At 36.4% G+C, this 16,787-nt stretch carries 17 protein-coding genes and 1 tRNA gene; 6 read left to right on the forward strand and 12 right to left on the reverse strand.

Annotation, left to right across the window (positions count from 1 at the left end; translation table 11 throughout):
• Positions 1 to 117: 117 nt before the first annotated feature.
• Positions 118 to 191, reverse strand: a tRNA-Ile gene (locus tag AZF08_RS02990).
• A 335-nt stretch (positions 192 to 526) separates the two neighbouring features.
• On the opposite strand from AZF08_RS02990, the gene AZF08_RS02995 reads away from it, so the two are divergent.
• The 3 genes from AZF08_RS02995 to ispG all read left to right on the forward strand — a co-directional run bounded on the left by AZF08_RS02995 (position 527) and on the right by ispG (position 2,980).
• On the forward strand, positions 527 to 1,309 hold the full coding sequence (locus tag AZF08_RS02995; protein ID WP_033672558.1) for a DUF1189 domain-containing protein: 783 nt from the start codon (positions 527 to 529) through the stop codon (positions 1,307 to 1,309).
• Positions 1,310 to 1,358: 49 nt separating this feature from the next.
• On the forward strand, positions 1,359 to 1,718 hold the full coding sequence (locus tag AZF08_RS03000; RefSeq protein WP_033672559.1) for a hypothetical protein: 360 nt from the start codon (positions 1,359 to 1,361) through the stop codon (positions 1,716 to 1,718).
• Between the two features lie 164 nt (positions 1,719 to 1,882).
• Complete coding sequence (ispG, locus tag AZF08_RS03005) at positions 1,883 to 2,980, forward strand: flavodoxin-dependent (E)-4-hydroxy-3-methylbut-2-enyl-diphosphate synthase (RefSeq protein WP_162177847.1); 1,098 nt, start codon at positions 1,883 to 1,885, stop codon at positions 2,978 to 2,980.
• A gap of 129 nt (positions 2,981 to 3,109) precedes the next feature.
• On the opposite strand, the gene AZF08_RS03010 is transcribed toward ispG, so the two are convergent.
• The 4 genes from AZF08_RS03010 to AZF08_RS03025 all read right to left on the reverse strand — a co-directional run bounded on the left by AZF08_RS03010 (position 3,110) and on the right by AZF08_RS03025 (position 6,202).
• Complete coding sequence (locus AZF08_RS03010) at positions 3,110 to 3,523, reverse strand: Fur family transcriptional regulator (RefSeq protein WP_033672561.1); 414 nt, start codon at positions 3,521 to 3,523, stop codon at positions 3,110 to 3,112.
• Positions 3,524 to 3,536: 13 nt separating this feature from the next.
• Entirely contained in the window at positions 3,537 to 4,370 is an 834-nt protein-coding gene (locus tag AZF08_RS03015) for a metal ABC transporter permease (RefSeq protein ID WP_033672562.1), read from the reverse strand.
• The gene (locus AZF08_RS03020) at positions 4,370 to 5,140 is read right to left on the reverse strand and encodes a metal ABC transporter ATP-binding protein (protein WP_033672563.1); all 771 of its coding nucleotides are present in this window, start codon (positions 5,138 to 5,140) and stop codon (positions 4,370 to 4,372) included. Before AZF08_RS03020 ends, AZF08_RS03015 begins: the two co-directional genes overlap by 1 nt.
• 183 nt (positions 5,141 to 5,323) lie before the next feature.
• A complete protein-coding gene (locus tag AZF08_RS03025; protein ID WP_033672566.1) occupies positions 5,324 to 6,202 on the reverse strand; it encodes a YitT family protein in 879 nt (292 codons plus the stop codon).
• 149 nt (positions 6,203 to 6,351) lie between these two features.
• Here AZF08_RS03025 and AZF08_RS03030 point away from each other — a divergent pair, with 149 nt between their 5' ends.
• A complete protein-coding gene (locus tag AZF08_RS03030) occupies positions 6,352 to 6,606 on the forward strand; it encodes a DUF2624 domain-containing protein (protein WP_033672567.1) in 255 nt (84 codons plus the stop codon).
• 18 nt (positions 6,607 to 6,624) lie between these two features.
• Here AZF08_RS03030 and AZF08_RS03035 read toward each other — a convergent pair whose 3' ends face one another.
• Together AZF08_RS03035 and AZF08_RS03040 are read right to left on the reverse strand one after the other, a co-directional pair.
• A complete protein-coding gene (locus AZF08_RS03035) occupies positions 6,625 to 7,521 on the reverse strand; it encodes a deoxyribonuclease IV (protein ID WP_033672569.1) in 897 nt (298 codons plus the stop codon).
• Positions 7,522 to 7,833: 312 nt separating this feature from the next.
• Complete coding sequence (locus AZF08_RS03040) at positions 7,834 to 9,144, reverse strand: DEAD/DEAH box helicase (protein WP_033672570.1); 1,311 nt, start codon at positions 9,142 to 9,144, stop codon at positions 7,834 to 7,836.
• A 181-nt stretch (positions 9,145 to 9,325) separates the two neighbouring features.
• Here AZF08_RS03040 and vrrA point away from each other — a divergent pair, with 181 nt between their 5' ends.
• Complete coding sequence (vrrA, locus tag AZF08_RS03045; protein ID WP_033672571.1) at positions 9,326 to 9,994, forward strand: VrrA/YqfQ family protein; 669 nt, start codon at positions 9,326 to 9,328, stop codon at positions 9,992 to 9,994.
• Positions 9,995 to 10,083: 89 nt separating this feature from the next.
• Positions 10,084 to 11,034 (forward strand): 4-hydroxy-3-methylbut-2-enyl diphosphate reductase, encoded by a 951-nt coding sequence (locus tag AZF08_RS03050; RefSeq protein WP_033672573.1) that lies wholly within the window; start codon positions 10,084 to 10,086, stop codon positions 11,032 to 11,034.
• Between the two features lie 36 nt (positions 11,035 to 11,070).
• On the opposite strand, the gene AZF08_RS03055 is transcribed toward AZF08_RS03050, so the two are convergent.
• The 5 genes from AZF08_RS03055 to dnaG form a co-directional block, all read right to left on the reverse strand.
• Positions 11,071 to 12,192 (reverse strand): Nif3-like dinuclear metal center hexameric protein, encoded by a 1,122-nt coding sequence (locus tag AZF08_RS03055; protein WP_033672575.1) that lies wholly within the window; start codon positions 12,190 to 12,192, stop codon positions 11,071 to 11,073.
• Positions 12,189 to 12,896 carry a tRNA (adenine(22)-N(1))-methyltransferase gene (locus AZF08_RS03060; RefSeq protein WP_033672576.1) on the reverse strand — a complete coding sequence of 236 codons (708 nt, stop codon included), beginning with the start codon at positions 12,894 to 12,896 and terminating at the stop codon, positions 12,189 to 12,191. The genes AZF08_RS03055 and AZF08_RS03060 overlap by 4 nt, the downstream gene beginning before the upstream one ends.
• Before the next feature lie 162 nt (positions 12,897 to 13,058).
• The gene (gene cccA, locus AZF08_RS03065) at positions 13,059 to 13,415 is read right to left on the reverse strand and encodes a cytochrome c550 (protein WP_033672577.1); all 357 of its coding nucleotides are present in this window, start codon (positions 13,413 to 13,415) and stop codon (positions 13,059 to 13,061) included.
• A gap of 385 nt (positions 13,416 to 13,800) precedes the next feature.
• Positions 13,801 to 14,922: an RNA polymerase sigma factor RpoD gene (rpoD, locus tag AZF08_RS03070; RefSeq protein WP_003200669.1), complete on the reverse strand. Its 1,122-nt coding sequence runs from the start codon at positions 14,920 to 14,922 to the stop codon at positions 13,801 to 13,803.
• A gap of 59 nt (positions 14,923 to 14,981) precedes the next feature.
• Positions 14,982 to 16,778 carry a DNA primase gene (dnaG, locus tag AZF08_RS03075; RefSeq protein WP_033672578.1) on the reverse strand — a complete coding sequence of 599 codons (1,797 nt, stop codon included), beginning with the start codon at positions 16,776 to 16,778 and terminating at the stop codon, positions 14,982 to 14,984.
• Positions 16,779 to 16,787 lie beyond the last annotated feature (9 nt).

Raw genomic sequence — 16,787 nt, forward strand, 5'->3', positions numbered from 1 at the left:
TCATTAAAGTAGCAAAATTCCCATTTCTTTTCAAACAAAATGCTCATGTATGTCGTAAAAAAAGCTTCCTTCTACAAGGAAGCTTCTCGTCTACAATATAAACGCGTGAAATAGGTATGGACCCTGTAGGACTCGAACCTACGACCGGACGGTTATGAGCCGTCTGCTCTAACCAGCTGAGCTAAGGGTCCAGAGTTATGTATATGACGATGGTTGAAAATCCTATACGTGTTACCACCACATTTCTAAAAAACATCCCTAATAATTAAATTACTATAGGATATATCAATTAAGAAATGTAAGATAAATTTACCATATAAAAAAGAAAAGTGTCAATTGTATTTTTACTTTTCATACAACGAGACTTTTATCCCGCTCTTTATGAACAATCACAAACTTCATTCTTAACACTCCATCGACTTCCCCCGTACAGTAACGCAATATAGCTTGTGATTCTCTTGATGCATACGTTACAATGATTTTATACGCAACACAGGATTTTATACACAACAAAGGAAGTGAATATATGTCCATATTTACACAACTAGTAAAAAGCTTATACTCACCAAAAGACATGGCGCTATTTCGTTTTCAAAAAATCGGAAAAACAATTTTGTTCATCATGTTACTTTGCCTAATCACTACTATTCCGAGAACCTTATTATATGGAAGCGCAATTCAAGATGGCGTTAGTATGGTCAACCGAGCACTTGAAAATGATATTCCAGAGTTTAAAATTGAAAATGGTGAACTTAAAGCAGATATAGATAAACCAATTGAAAAAGAGAAAATAAATTCCATCTTTTTATTTGATCCTAACAGTACGGAAGTGAAAACATACAGTAATAAAGAAGGATTATTTATTCTTAAAGATAAAGTAATCTCTATGGCAAACGGTCAAACAAGAACGTATTCCTATGACGATTTATTAGGTGCTTCTCTTGAGAAAAAGGACCTGCAAGATTTTATTTCCTTATTCGATAACATCTATCCAATCTTAATGTTCGTTATCGGTGCTTTTTATCTGTTCCAATTATTTATCACATTCTTAGGTATAACACTACTTGCATTCATTGGTTCTGCTATGAGCGGTCAGCGTAAGTTATCGTATAAACAAGTTTGGATATTAACTACTTATAGTTATACAATCCCTACTGTCTTCTTTATGATTATGGATTTATTAAAAATCAATGTGCCAGGATCATCATTGATCTACGTTGCTGTTATTTTAATTGTTCTATACTTAACTATTAAAGAAGTTCCAAAACCAAAAGAAAAACAAGAATTATATAAAAAAAATGCCATTTAGGCATTTTTTTTTTGGACAAGCATATATTCCTAGCAAAGGAGTGAGGAATATGAAGAGACTGGGTATACTCTTATTTGTGCTTGTTCTCGGTTATGTATTTTACTACGATATAAAAATTGGTACCTTACCAATGTTAAGCTCATACAAAAAAACAACTGCTGCTCAAACTGTCAAAAAAGAAGAAACAAACTCAAAACAAAAAAAAGAGACAGAAAAAGAAATAGATGTACAACATAAAGCAATTGAAGTGAAAACAGGAGATACTGTTTTATCTATTACCGAAGAAATTAATAAGAAAAAAGTTCCTTCTATTGAAAAAGTAATTGATGATTTTAAACAGTTAAATAAAAGTGCATCTTCTACAAAAATACAGATCGGAAAGTCTTATAAATTCCCGTTATATCAATGAACTATCACTTAATCCTTGTCAATTATATGAAGGCGCTGATACAATAGTAAAAGTGAAACCGAGCACATGGGTTTCTAATCCCTTATATCACATACACTATGCTTGATATGAGGTCCAAAATAAGAAACTTCTTTTATAAGGAGAGCGATCTATTCGTGAATGAAATGACTCATCGTACAAAAACACGTCCTGTTAAAGTCGGTAATTTAACAATTGGCGGTAATAATGAATTAATTATACAAAGTATGACAACAACAAAAACGCATGATGTAGAAGCAACAGTTGCTGAAATCAAACGTTTAGAAGAAGCGGGTTGTCAAGTTGTCCGCGTTGCTGTTCCAGACGATCGCGCAGCAAATGCTATTGCTGATATTAAAAAACAAATCAACATCCCACTTGTTGCTGATATTCATTTTGATTATCGCCTTGCTTTAAAAGCAATTGAAGGTGGCATTGACAAAGTACGTATCAACCCAGGTAACATTGGGCGTCGCCATAAAGTAGAAGCTGTTGTAAATGCTGCGAAAGAACGCGGTATTCCAATTCGTATTGGTGTAAATGCTGGTTCACTAGAACGTCATATTTTAGAAAAGTATGGCTACCCTACTGCTGATGGAATGGTTGAAAGTGCACTACATCATATTAAAATTTTAGAGGACTTAGATTTCCACGATATTATCGTATCAATGAAGGCCTCTGATGTTAACTTAGCAATTGAAGCATATGAAAAAGCTGCTCGTGCTTTTGATTATCCATTACATCTAGGTATCACAGAATCAGGAACACTATTCGCTGGTACAGTAAAAAGTGCTGCTGGTCTTGGAGCGATCTTAAGTAAAGGAATCGGAAACACACTGCGTATTTCATTAAGTGCTGATCCTGTTGAAGAAGTAAAAGTTGCTCGTGAATTGTTAAAATCATTCGGTCTTGCATCTAATGCGGCAACACTTATTTCTTGCCCAACTTGCGGTCGTATTGAAATTGATCTTATCAGCATTGCAAATGAAGTCGAGGAATACATCTCTACACTGAAAGTGCCAATTAAAGTTGCTGTACTTGGCTGCGCTGTAAACGGTCCTGGTGAAGCCCGTGAGGCTGATATCGGTATCGCCGGTGCACGCGGAGAAGGTTTATTATTCCGTAAAGGAAAAGTAGTTCGAAAAGTACCAGAAGAAACGATGGTAGAAGAACTGAAAAAAGAAATTGATGTCATCGCTGCAGAAATGGCTGCAAATCAAGAAAAAGAAAAACAAGAGCAATAACCAAAACGGCTGACCTAATTTTTCCGGTCAGCCGTTTCTTTAGAGCAATAGAAAAAGCTTATCAGTTTAATGACTGATAAGCTTTTTCTACTATTCACGGACCTGATCTCTACTCATTAAACTTTCACTTTATTCCGCACACTTCGGACACCGACCATATATTTCAAACTTATGCCCGGTTACTTCATATCCTTTAAAATCTTTATTCATAAACTCCATTGGACAAGAAGTAATTTCTTTCGTACCACCGCAGTCTAAGCAAATAAAATGATGATGATGTTCCATAACAGAACATGTAAAGCGAAAATGCTTCTCGCCTTTCAGCTCCGTTTGCTCTAAAATACCAATTTCGGCAAATACAGTTAAATTACGATAAATTGTATCAAAGCTCAATCCTGGATAATCATCTTTCATATGTTCTAAAACGTCTTTTGCAGTTAAATAACGATTGTGCGCCGCAAATAAACGTAACATTTCTTCCCTTTTTCCAGTGTGTTTATAACCTTTTTCTTTCATAAGGTGTAAAGCATCTGTTAGATTCATAACTATCCCTACTTTATGCAGTTTTTTTCTTCTTCCATAAGATTGCACCGATTAAAATAAGAACCGCTAGCATAACAATTGTACCACCTGGAGCTAAATCAAGCTGATAAGAAGCAAACATCCCACCGATTACGGAAATTTCACCAAATAAAATGGAGAAGAAAATTGTTTGTTTAAACCCTTTTGCAATGCGAATGCTTGCTGCTACCGGTAATGTCATTAAAGATGATACAAGAAGAACTCCGACAACGCGCATCGATACCGCTATAACAAGTGCAACTAAAATGATAAAAATAAAGTGAATCCACTTTGCACGAAGACCTGTTGAAACAGCATATTCCTCGTCGAACGATAATAAGAACAGCTCTTTATATAATAAAACAATTGTTGCAATAACTACGATTGCCACAATACCAATAATAATTAAATCCGTGCTTGTTACAGCGCTCACACTACCAAATAAATAACTAAATAAATCAGTATTAAACCCATTGGCAAGTGAAATGAAGATAACACCAATCCCCATCCCTGCTGAGAGAATAATCGGAATCGCTAGTTCTTGGTAATGTTTATATACGGTACGCAATTTTTCAATTAATAGCGCTCCACCTATCGAAAAAATCATTCCCATATATAATGGATTTAAAAAACCACCTGTAAAAATTGTTTTTTCAAGTAACAAACTTGCCGCAATCCCCGAAAGTGTCACGTGACTTAAAGCATCTGCAATAAGCGACAAACGACGAATCACAACAAACACACCGATAAGTGGTGCAACTAATCCTATTAAAATACCGGCATATAAAGAATTACGTAAAAAATCATATTGCAAAAAATCCTGTATCATTATATCCTCCCGTGATGCTCATGATCATGCTCTAAACGCTGAACATGATGTCCATATAAAATCGACATTTCTGCATCTTCTAACTCTCGGAATTTCTCTACATTCCCATGGAAATGTAGATGCTGATTTAAACAAGCAACATGCGTCACCTTCTCTGTTACAGCTCCCATATCGTGCGTAACCAGAATAAGTGTAATACCTAGTTTTTTATTTAAGTCTTCTAGTATTTCATAAAAGCTCTCTACACTCTTTACATCAATTCCAACTGTAGGCTCGTCCAAAATAAGTAGTTCCGGGTTACTTACAAGCGCACGCGCAATAAACACACGTTGTTGTTGTCCACCTGATAGCTCTCCAATGTTACGATTTTGAAATTCACTCATCCCTACATCCGCGATTGCCTTCGCTACCCTTTCTTTATCTTCTTTGTTTAAGAAGCGAAATAGACCTTTTTTTGAAACAAGTCCCATTGACACTACTTCAAAAACCGTCGCTGGAAAACCAGAGTTAAAGCTGTTAGCCTTTTGTGAAACATAGCCAATCTTATTCCATTCTTTAAATTTCTTACTATCAATACCAAATAACCGAATACTTCCTTGCTTCGGCTTCAAAACACCTAGCATACACTTCAATAAGGTCGATTTACCAGATCCATTTGGCCCAACCAAACCTAAAAAAGCTCCCTTCGGAACTTGCAAATTAATATCTTCTAATACATTCCGATCTTCATATCGAAATGTCAGACCTTCTATTTCCAACATATTTTTCATAGCATCTCACCTATTTTAATTCAGAATGATTCCGATTTATCTCTATTTGAATTATAGTATAGCTTACTATAGTTGTAAACCAATCTGCCCAAAATTATATTCTTTATTTTGAACAACCTTCTTATTATAACAAAAAAGCAGAGAAATTTTCTCTGCTTTTAGACGATGTTATAAAACATATTTTTAGTGAATTGCTGATTTAAATTTACCACCGTTTGTCTCTTGTGTATTCATAATTGTAATAAAGGCATTTTCATCAATTTCATGAACAATTGACTTTAATTTCGTTACCTCAAGACGTGTAACAACGGCATAAATAACTTCTTTCTCTTTATCTGTGTAACCACCTTTTGCAACAAGCTTTGTTGTCCCACGACCAAGGCGGTGTAAGATTGCATTTGATACTTCTTCATACTGATCTGATACAATTAGAACCGCTTTCGTCTCATCAAGCCCTTGAATAACCGTATCAATTGTTTTAAATGCAATGTAATACGTCATAACAGAATACATCGCTTGCTCGACACCAAACACAAATGCTGCCCAAGCAAAAATAAATAAGTTCACAAACATAACGAATTCACCGACAGAAAACGGTAATTTTTTCGTTAATAAAATCCCCATAATTTCTGTTCCATCTAAGGAACCACCGTGGCGAATCACAAGCCCTACACCAATTCCTAAAATAAGACCGCCAAAAACAGTTGCTAAAATCGGCTCTGTCGTAAATGGTGGAATAGCGTGTAATGTCGATTCAATACATGCTAAAGCGACAATTGCAAAAGCAGAAGATAACATGAATGTCTTTCCGATTTGTTTATAGCCAGAATACATAAACGGGATATTGAGGATTACAACCAGAGTAGAAAAACTTAACCACCAAATGTTAGGAGTGAGATAATCTAATATGAGGGAAATACCGATAATTCCGCCATCAATAATTTTATTTGGCATTAAAAATAGTTCAATTGCTACCGCCGCACATGTTGCACCAAAGACAATCATAACTAAACGATACAACAGATGCATAACACTTTCTTTTCGATGTTGTTTTTTCTCCATAAGCCCTCCTTATAGTCTCTATGTAATTTTGTTCTTTTATTATAACATATTCTTCTTTTTCTAATGAAAAAAAGAAACTGTTATACGAATATATACAAGCATTTCGCACATATATTTCAATATACGTATGCCTAAAGGAGGACTACATCATGAACCTCATCAAACAACTTGTAAATAAAAAATTAAACCATATTTCAACAAAAGAATTATTGAAATATAGTAAAGACTACGAAGTTCCTATTACAACAGAACAAGCTGATCAAATTGTTCTGTTAATGAAAGGGAAGAATATTAACATTTACGATAATGGAGAGCGACTTGAATTATTAAAGAAAATCGCAAAAGTAACCTCTCCTGCAACTGCTCAACAAGTAAATACGTTATTTCAGCAATTATTAAAATAAGGAGGGGAATCCCCCTCCTTATTGCCCCTTAATTTTCTCAAGAAGTCCTTCATCAAACGTACCATTTTTAAGCATTTCAATTTCAAATTTATATGGTGGTTTCTTATCCTTCTTATCTTCACCTACATACGGTGTTTCCAGAATTTTTGGTACATGCTGTAATTGTGGATGATGCACAATGTGATGCAACGCTTTATAACCAATATGACCGAAACCAATGTTTTCATGACGGTCTTTTCCAGCTCCACGTACATTTTTACTATCATTAATATGCAATACTTGTAAGCGATCAATTCCAACGATTTTATCAAATTCATTTAATACACCGTCAAAATCATTCACAATATCATAACCTGCATCGTGTGTATGGCACGTGTCAAAACATACAGATAGTTTTTCATTATATTTAACACCGTCAATAATTTTTGCAAGTTCTTCAAAGCTACGGCCGCATTCTGTTCCTTTTCCAGCCATTGTTTCTAACGCAATATTTACTGTCTGTTCTGGTGTTAACACTTCATTTAGCCCTTTAATAATCTGCTGGATACCAGCTTCAGCTCCTGCACCTACGTGAGCACCTGGGTGAAGTACAATTTGTTTCGCTACACCTAACGCTGATGTTCTTTCAATTTCCATACGAAGGAAATCAACACCTAATTGAAATGTTTCCGGTTTTGTTGTATTACCAACATTAATAATATATGGTGCATGGACAATAATTTCTTCAATGCCACTCAGTTCCATATGTTTGCGTCCTGCTTCTATATTCAATTCTTCAATTGGCTTTCTTCTCGTATTTTGCGGCGCACCTGTATAAATCATAAACGTTGTCGCACCATATGAAACAGCCTCTTCACTCGCTGCTAATAACATCTTCTTACCACTCATAGATACATGAGATCCAATCTTTAACATATAATCACCTCTTCAATATACAATAGCTATAATGATAGCATAATTTGTAGAAATATGTAGTGAATTGTTTGTTCACAAAAGAATTCACCAAAACAATAAGCTTTTCTGCTGAAAACAAATACGCAAGTTACACTTTCCCCTATTTCTAAAGCATTAAGCTTTTTCAATACATCGCCCTCTAAAAATACCGAGATAAAGTGAAACTTTAATCAGTGATGAGGATTTTATTTCTCACCTAACATCTTTACTTTTTTTCAACAGAAAGTATTGATATTCACAAATATAGTAAGAAAAAAAAGATAAGGGATTCCCTTATCTTTTTTTCTTACTATATTTGTTCTTCACTTTTGCACGTTCTGTTGCAAGCTTTCTCTTATAATTAGGTTTTACTTTTTTCGGTTTCTTAACAACTTTCGTTGCCATAATATCCAGTTCATCATTTGGTTTTTTACGACTTTTACGACGACGACGATCACCTAAGTCCGCCCATTCATCCCCACGTAAGTCTACATGGTTGAACGTGATATTACGTTGTTTTTCTAAACTATCTAACGCTTCTTCATTTGCTGGATCATAAATTGTCACTGCAATTCCTGAATATCCAGCACGAGCTGTTCTTCCAACGCGGTGAACAAAGAAATCTAGATCAGACGGAAGTTCATAGTTAATGACATGGCTAATCCCTTCAATATCAATACCACGTGCCGCTAAATCTGTAGCAACAATGTATTGAAACTCTAAATCACGAACTTGTTTCATCATTTTTTTACGATCACGTGGTGATAAATCTCCATGAATTCGTCCAACTTTTAATCCACGCTCTGCTAATCCGTCCGCAACTTCATCCGCCTTCTTCTTTGTATTTGTAAAGACGATTGCTAAATACGGCTTAAATTGAAGTAACATATTTTTCACTAATTCAATTTTATTACGATGTCTAGAAGGGACTAAATAATGCTCAATATTCCCTGCTGCAACTTGTTTTGGATTAATATGAATATGCTCTGGATTCTCCATATATTTCTTCATAAATGGTTTTAATTTTTGAGGAATCGTTGCAGAGAAAACAAGCATTTGCAGGTTCTTAGGCATACGTGCTGCAATTTTATCTACATCTTGAATGAATCCCATATCAAGCATTAAGTCTGCTTCATCAACAATAATAGTAGCTGCTGTATGAACGAATAACGCCTTTTCTTCTACTAGATCTTTGATACGCCCTGGCGTTCCAATAACAACATGAGGCTGCTTTTTCAGCTTTTCAATAGATCGTTGCTTATCTGTTCCTCCGATTAGGCAACGTGCTGTAATCATTTGATCTTCCGCACAAAACTTTGTTAGCTTTACAACCTCTTGATAAATTTGTTGTGCCAACTCACGAGTAGGTGCTGTAATAACAAGTTGTACTTCTTCTCGTTTTGCATCAATTCGGTTTAAAGTAGGAAGTAAGTATGCGTGTGTTTTACCAGAGCCCGTTTGGGACTGTCCGATTACACTCACACCTTTTTTCACAACCGGGAAAATTTTCTTTTGAATTTCTGTCGGCTCTGAAAAACGTAGTTCACGAACTGCATCTATTAAAAACGGTTGAAAATTATATTGTGTAAATGTTTGTAGTGTCATAAGTTACACCTTCTTTCTAAAATTTCTACTGCGCGCACAAATCAGTCAAGTCTACATTATATCGAACTCTACTAGTAAAATCCATCTTTAGTTTCGGTTTCCGCTCCAAAAACTAACCTTCTTTCTTTCCATTGCATATCATATGTGTATATACCTAACTGGAGAAAGGAGGATTTCTCTTATGTATCCGAGATCCCCTATGCAGCAAATGTATACAGGGCAACAGCAACCATACACACCTTATCCGATTCCTCATTTACCACCTATGGTGCAAAAAAAGAAAGGGTTTCTTTCTAAATTATTCCAAAAACACGACCCTACTCACTCCTTTATGCAAATGGTTCCTCCCTATCGACAAATGGAGAGCCCCCCGATGATGCATCAACAGCAACATCAACCCTACATGCAACAACATCAGCCCTACATGCAACAACCGCAACAAATGATGCCACCTCAGATGAACGAATCGAACGACATGCGCGGGGCAGCAGCCGTTACAACTAGTGCTAGTGGTGGTATCGGCAGCTTTTTTTCTAATCTAATTTCCAACCCTACCGGTATGTTAAATAACGTTGAAAAAGTTGTCCAAGTCGCACAGTCTGTCGGACCTGTCGTCGAACAATACGGTCCCATCGTTCGAAGTATACCAAGCATCGTAAAAATTCTCACTTCTGGAAAAGGTGTTGCGGAAGAACCAACAGAAACGGAAAAGGTGGAAGTAATTACTACGCCGTCAACACCTTCAAAAAAGAAAAAAAGAAAGAAGGTCATACTAGAATCTAGCGTTGAAAAAGAATTACAAAAAGAGAATATTGCACATATGACAACAAAACCAAAGCTATATGTCTAACAATCCTTTGTTTTCTGCCCTCTCCTCCTTTATAATGAAAAAGACTATGTACAAAAGGATTCCTTGTTTAGAAGGAGAGGATTACTCACATGAAGATTGTTAAAATTTCCCCTCGTGGTTATTGCTACGGTGTTGTTGATGCGATGGTCATTGCACGCAATGCTGCACTAGATAAATCATTACCGAGACCTATTTATATTTTAGGTATGATTGTTCACAACAAGCATGTAACAGATGCTTTTGAAGAAGATGGCATCATTACATTAGATGGTCCAAGTCGATTGGAGATTTTAGACCAAATCGATTCTGGTACTGTTATTTTCACAGCACATGGTGTTTCCCCAGAAGTCAAACAACTTGCAAAAGAAAAAGGTCTAACAACAATCGATGCCACATGCCCAGATGTAACCAAAACACATGACCTCATTGAAGCCAAGAAAGCTGAAGGGTACCATGTGATTTACATTGGTAAAAAAGGACATCCAGAACCAGAAGGCGCGGTTGGTATTGCACCTGATATCGTTCACCTTATTGAAAAAGCGACTGATCTAGAAACACTAGAAATTCCAACAAATAAGATTTTAGTTACAAATCAAACAACAATGAGCCAATGGGACGTTCAACACCTAATGGAAGACATCCAGAAAAAATTTCCAACGGCTGAATTTCATAAAGAAATTTGCTTAGCAACGCAAGTTCGTCAAGAAGCTGTTGCTAAACAAGCTGATGTAGCTGATTTAACAATTGTTGTTGGAGATCCAAAGAGCAATAATTCAAATCGCTTAGCTCAAGTATCACAAGAAATTGCTGGCACAAAAGCATACCGCGTTGCTGATGTAAGCGAAATTCAGTTAGAGTGGCTACAAGGTATCGAAAATGTTGCTATTACCGCTGGCGCTTCTACACCAACGCCAATTACAAAAGAAGTCATTGCCTTTTTAGAGCAGTACGATCCAATGAACCCAGCTACTTGGGAGCGAAAACGAAACGTACCACTTCAAAAAATCTTACCGCGTGTAAAGGTAAAAAAACAACAATAAAAAAATCCGTTGCTAGTAAATTAGCAACGGATTTTTTTATATAAATGTAAAAGGATCTGTATGTAACTGAGAAGCATGAATTTGCACTGCAAATTTTTTCGCATCTACTTTTTGTTGTAATTGTTTTTGTACACCTTGTTTCATCACTTTTTCAACGTTATGTCCTGGGTCAATAATATTTAATCCGAGCATCATCGCATCATGTGCAACATGATAATACATATCGCCTGTCACATACACATCTGCTCCTTTAAATTTCGCTTGATTAATATACTTATTCCCGTCACCACCAAGCACTGCTACTTTCTGGACTTTATCGTCTAATTTCCCAACAACTCGTGCACCTTTTACATCTAATGATAATTTCACATGTTCAGCAAACTGACCTAATGTCATTTCTTCTTGCAAATAACCAATCTTTCCAAGCCCTAATGTCTCTCCCTTATTATCAAGTGGATACACATCATAAGCAACTTCTTCATACGGATGAGCTGTTATCATTGCTTTTACAACTTTTCGTTGCAATGAAGCCGGAATAATTGTTTCAATCCTTATCTCTTCCACACGCTCTAACTGTCCAGTTTCGCCGATATAAGGGTTTGTCCCCTCCCGAGGCATAAATGTCCCTGTCCCATTACTACCAAACGTACAGTGGCTATAATTACCGATATAACCTGCTCCGGCATCACCAATAGCTTGACGTACCGCTTCTGCGTGTGTTGCAGGAACAAATACTACAATTTTTTTCATTTCTTCTGCATATGTCGGAACAAGCACTTCGGTATTTTGTAATCCTAGTGCCTCAGCAAGTAGATCGTTCACTCCGCCTTTTGCCACATCTACATTTGTATGGGCTGCGTACACAGCGATATCGTGTTTAATGCACGCTTCAATAATCTTTCCGTACACTTTATCCGTATGAATAGCTTTTAGTGGACTGAAGATAAGCGGATGATGAGCAATAATAACATTTGCTCCTATTTGAATCGCTTCTTCCACAACTGCTTCCGTTACATCTAGCGCAATCAATACATGCTGGGCAGGTTTATTAAGTGCACCAATCTGCAAACCAATCTTATCGCCTTCCATCGCTAAATGCTTCGGATACATACTCTCAAATAATGAAATCACTTCATGTCCATTTGGAATTTTACTCATGATAAAACCTCCTCTATCATTTTCATTTTCTCAGCTACTTCATTTCGTTTCGTTTTTGTATCTTCCGATTCTGTCGCACGCTCCAGCTGCTTTAAGATGTTTTGAAAGTTTTTCAATTCACCTTCCCATTTTTCGATAAAAGCATCACTTTTTTCTTTCATCAAAAATGGCCCAATAAATAACTCAGCTTGTTTATTCTCATGATAAGGTGCTAATGGATTTCCTTTTTCCCCAACTAAAATTTCATAAATCTTACCGTCTTCTTTTATAATCTTTTCATGAATAAGCTCCCATTCATTTTCAATAAACCATTCACGAATATGATGCGCGGCAATGTTAGGTTGTAAAATTAAACGCGTTACACCATTTAGCTTTTCTTTTCCGCTTTCTAAAATATCACGAATTAGTGCTCCGCCCATACCAGCGATTGTAATTACATCAACTTCCCCTGCTGTAATTACAGCTAATCCATTCCCTTTTCGAACATCCACTTTATCTTGTAAACCACTCTCGGCCACTGTAGCCTGTGCAGAACGAAACGGTCCGTCTACCACTTCTCCCGCTACTGCTTTTGTTGCAATGTTATTTATAATTGTATAGCACGGTAAATACGCATGATCCGAGCCGATATCTGCCACTGTAGATCCTACCGGAATCTCCCGCACTACTTCTTCTAGTCTTTTTGAAAGCTTCACTTCATTCATTTATTTCCATTACTCCTTCTCTTGTCAGTCTGTCTCCATGATAATGAATTTACAGTAGTTGTTGCAAGTAAAGAAACAAAACAATTCCTTTATTTAATCGTATTTTAGAAAGAAAAGAAAAACAAGTCCCTTACTATAAGCAAAGGACTTGTTTTTCAATCTTTATTTTTTCTTCGCTAACCAATCAGCTACTTTAGAAGCTTGATCTGCTGGAATTAAGTTCGGTGGCATGTTTCCTTTCCCTTTTGAAATTACTTCTTTAATTTCATCTTTGGAAAGTTTCCCACCAATTTTTTGTAAGTTAGGCCCTACCGCACCTTGTAGCTGATCACCATGGCAGCTCGTACAACTTTGTTTCACAATATCCTCTGGTTTCGAAGCTGCTTGCGTTGTTTTGCCCCCATTTTTCGCATCTGCTAGCTCTTTTGATTTATATAACCCCTCAAACGAAAATACAAACATAATGACAATACCCAGCGCTGCAATAAGAGCAAATGGAATCAATGGATTACGTTTCATATCTCTTCTCCCCCCTCTATACCCCCTAATAGTTAGATGATTCAGTTACTTCCATTGTACTTGAAAACGCTCCATCAGAAAAGACAAAACTGTCAGTTGTTAAAAATATTCCATAAATTCAGTTTATTGATTCTCTCGCGTTTATCGCATATTATTTTGATAAATATCTACGCTTCTCATCATATTTTTTGTTTTTCTACATATATTTTTGTATAGAATAAACGAAATTAATCGAAAAATCGAAAAATGACCATTTGCAAATCAAAAGACAATTCTGTAAAATAAATTACAAGAATTGTAATCGTTACTCGCAGCTAAATTTTAACAAAAATTAACAAAATAAAAAAGTTTACTTCACAAATGTGAAGTAAACTTAAAAAGAACTCTATTCTAAGAAATCTTTTAGACGTTTGCTACGGCTTGGATGTCTTAATTTACGAAGTGCTTTTGCTTCAATTTGACGAATACGCTCTCTCGTTACGCCGAATACTTTCCCAACTTCTTCAAGCGTACGAGTTCGTCCATCATCTAAACCAAAACGAAGACGAAGAACATTTTCTTCACGATCTGTTAATGTATCTAACACATCTTCTAATTGTTCTTTAAGCAATTCATACGCTGCATGGTCCGCAGGTGATGTCGCTTCTTGGTCTTCAATGAAATCACCTAAATGAGAGTCATCCTCTTCACCGATTGGTGTTTCAAGAGAAACTGGCTCTTGTGCGATTTTTAAGATTTCGCGTACTTTTTCTGGAGCGAGATCCATTTCTTCACCAATTTCTTCTGGAGATGGTTCACGTCCTAAATCTTGTAACAATTGACGCTGTACACGGATTAATTTATTAATTGTTTCAACCATATGAACTGGAATACGAATTGTTCTCGCTTGGTCTGCAATTGCACGTGTAATCGCTTGACGAATCCACCAAGTTGCATACGTACTAAATTTAAAACCTTTACGATAATCAAACTTTTCAACAGCTTTAATTAGACCCATGTTTCCTTCTTGGATTAAGTCTAAGAAGAGCATACCGCGGCCTACATATCGTTTTGCAATACTTACAACAAGACGTAAATTTGCTTCTGCAAGACGACGTTTCGCTTCCTCATCGCCTTCTTCAATGCGTGTTGCAAGTCGAATCTCTTCTTCTGCAGATAGTAAGTCAACGCGACCGATTTCTTTTAAATACATGCGAACAGGGTCATTAATTTTCACACCTGGTGGCACACTTAAATCATTTAAATCGAATTCTTCTTCTGTCTTTGTGATTTGATGATTATTAGGACCTTCATCGTTGTCACCAACTAAGTCAATCCCTTGTTCACCTAAATATTCATAATATTCATCCATTTGATCGGATTCAATTTCAAATCCATTCATGCGTTCTGCAATCTCTTCATATGTAAGAACGCCACGTTTTTTTCCGAGCTCAGTGAGTTGCTCTTTCACTTGCTCAAGGGTCATATCAGTTTCAATTTGTTTAGAACGAGCTGGTTTATCAGCCATCTGTTCCCCTCCTTACGCGAGATACAAACATTCATTATAATAAAATTTTATACAAAAAGCTATCTTCTTGCTTTCTGATTTTGTAAATACGCTGCATAAAATTTAGCAGCTTCTATTGGATCAGCTTTTTCCATTTGTTTTAATGCAAAGATGGTCTCCATCTTTTTCAGCTTTTCCTTTTGGCGCCTTAGCGCCTCTAAGTGACCTTGCAATACTTCATCTGTGTATTCTGGATTAATAAGTTCATCCGTTGAGATATTAGTGATAATATTTTTCAACTTTTCATCAGAGAGCCAACTTAAGAAATTTCCGACTGAAGGTTCATTTCCCTTTTCATAATATGCGTATAGTTCATATAAAATCCCTTTATGTTCTTCTGTATAAAAATCTTCTATATGAGGTTCGATACGAAAAGCAACCTCTGCGCTTTGCAACATATGGTAAATAATTTCTCTTTCAGCCCTTTCAAAACCTGAAAATTTCGGTTTAGCCTGAACAATTTGAGGCGGCTTAGAAACTTGCTTCGTTTGTTTTTGCTGTACCTTTTGTTCTTTGCGATATTGGTGCAATTGGCCTAAAAGTGTTTCCATTGAGTACGCAAATTCTTGCGATAATGATTTTAAATACGACTCAGCTTGCATCGCATCTTGCAATAATGCCAACTCTTTCAAAACACTTTTCACATATTCTTCTTTACCAGACTCATCTTGCAAATTTTTCCCTAAACGCAGGTAATTTATTTTGAATCCAACAAAACTTATACTCGATTTTACAAGATTTTCAAAAGACGCTGTTCCATATTGTTGCACATATTCATCAGGATCAAGCTTATCTGGCAATGAAGTAACCTTGACTTGGCAACCTACTTGCAATAATAATTGCCCTGCTTTCATCGTCGCTTCTCGTCCTGCTTTATCACCATCATAGCAAAGAACAACAGTTTCAACATTACGACGTAGAAGTTTCGCCTGTTCTTCTGTTAGAGCTGTCCCCATTGTTGCCACAGCTTCTTCAACACCACTTTTGACAGCGGCCAAAACATCGGCATACCCTTCAAAAAGAACAACTTGCCCACGCTTCCTAATAAACGGTCTTGCTTGATGAAAATTGTACAGTAACCTACTCTTATGAAAAATAGGTGTTTCTGGGCTGTTTAAATATTTCGGAGTATCATCCCCTAATGCCCTTCCACTAAATGCTGTCACTTTCCCTTGCAATGTGTGAATCGGAAACATGACTCTTCCGCGAAAGCGATCATAATGACTGCCATCTTTTTCACTCCGTATAAGTAAGCCTGCTTGTTCCATGGTCGATAGCGAAAAACCTCTTTTTTGTAATATTTTCGCTGCGGCATCCCAAGTTGGAGATGCATAACCAATTTCAAACTTTGCAATCATCTCTTTTGTAATACCTCGATTTTGTAAATAGGAGAGCGCTTCATTCCCCTCTTCTGTATTTACCAAAAGATGATGATAGTACTTTTTCAAAAGATCGTGTGCCTGTAACATAATGACATTGTCATCAGATATATTTTCTTGCTGTTCTTGCCCTGATGTATAATCTGCAACTGCAATGTTATTTCTTTCCCCAAGCTTTTGCACAGCCTCTGTGAAAGAAAGTCCTTCCATCTTCATGAGAAATGAAAAAACATTTCCCCCTTCTCCACATCCGAAACAATGAAAAATTTGCTTGTCTGATGAAACAGAAAATGAAGGAGAATTCTCACCATGAAATGGACAAAGCCCAAAATAATTGCGCCCTTGCTTCCGAAGCTGAACATATTCACCAATCACTTCTACAATATCAGATGTCGTCCGAATCTGTTCAACAACTTCTTCGGGAATTCTGTTCCCCATAACTCCATC

Origin of the sequence: Bacillus gaemokensis (genome assembly GCF_001590835.1) — a bacterium.
Classification (GTDB): Bacteria; Bacillota; Bacilli; order Bacillales; family Bacillaceae_G; genus Bacillus_A; species Bacillus_A gaemokensis.

Coding starts and splice junctions, on each gene's coding strand:
- AZF08_RS03040 (WP_033672570.1), bottom strand. CDS start 9,144: ATGACACTACAAACATTTACACAATATAATTTTCAACCGTTTTTAATA.
- vrrA (WP_033672571.1), top strand. CDS start 9,326: ATGTATCCGAGATCCCCTATGCAGCAAATGTATACAGGGCAACAGCAA.
- AZF08_RS03050 (WP_033672573.1), top strand. CDS start 10,084: ATGAAGATTGTTAAAATTTCCCCTCGTGGTTATTGCTACGGTGTTGTT.
- rpoD (WP_003200669.1), bottom strand. CDS start 14,922: ATGGCTGATAAACCAGCTCGTTCTAAACAAATTGAAACTGATATGACC.
- AZF08_RS03015 (WP_033672562.1), bottom strand. CDS start 4,370: ATGATACAGGATTTTTTGCAATATGATTTTTTACGTAATTCTTTATAT.
- AZF08_RS03055 (WP_033672575.1), bottom strand. CDS start 12,192: ATGAGTAAAATTCCAAATGGACATGAAGTGATTTCATTATTTGAGAGT.
- AZF08_RS03030 (WP_033672567.1), top strand. CDS start 6,352: ATGAACCTCATCAAACAACTTGTAAATAAAAAATTAAACCATATTTCA.
- AZF08_RS03000 (WP_033672559.1), top strand. CDS start 1,359: ATGAAGAGACTGGGTATACTCTTATTTGTGCTTGTTCTCGGTTATGTA.
- ispG (WP_162177847.1), top strand. CDS start 1,883: ATGACTCATCGTACAAAAACACGTCCTGTTAAAGTCGGTAATTTAACA.
- cccA (WP_033672577.1), bottom strand. CDS start 13,415: ATGAAACGTAATCCATTGATTCCATTTGCTCTTATTGCAGCGCTGGGT.
- AZF08_RS03010 (WP_033672561.1), bottom strand. CDS start 3,523: ATGAATCTAACAGATGCTTTACACCTTATGAAAGAAAAAGGTTATAAA.
- AZF08_RS03035 (WP_033672569.1), bottom strand. CDS start 7,521: ATGTTAAAGATTGGATCTCATGTATCTATGAGTGGTAAGAAGATGTTA.
- AZF08_RS02995 (WP_033672558.1), top strand. CDS start 527: ATGTCCATATTTACACAACTAGTAAAAAGCTTATACTCACCAAAAGAC.
- AZF08_RS03020 (WP_033672563.1), bottom strand. CDS start 5,140: ATGAAAAATATGTTGGAAATAGAAGGTCTGACATTTCGATATGAAGAT.
- dnaG (WP_033672578.1), bottom strand. CDS start 16,778: ATGGGGAACAGAATTCCCGAAGAAGTTGTTGAACAGATTCGGACGACA.
- AZF08_RS03060 (WP_033672576.1), bottom strand. CDS start 12,896: ATGAATGAAGTGAAGCTTTCAAAAAGACTAGAAGAAGTAGTGCGGGAG.
- AZF08_RS03025 (WP_033672566.1), bottom strand. CDS start 6,202: ATGGAGAAAAAACAACATCGAAAAGAAAGTGTTATGCATCTGTTGTAT.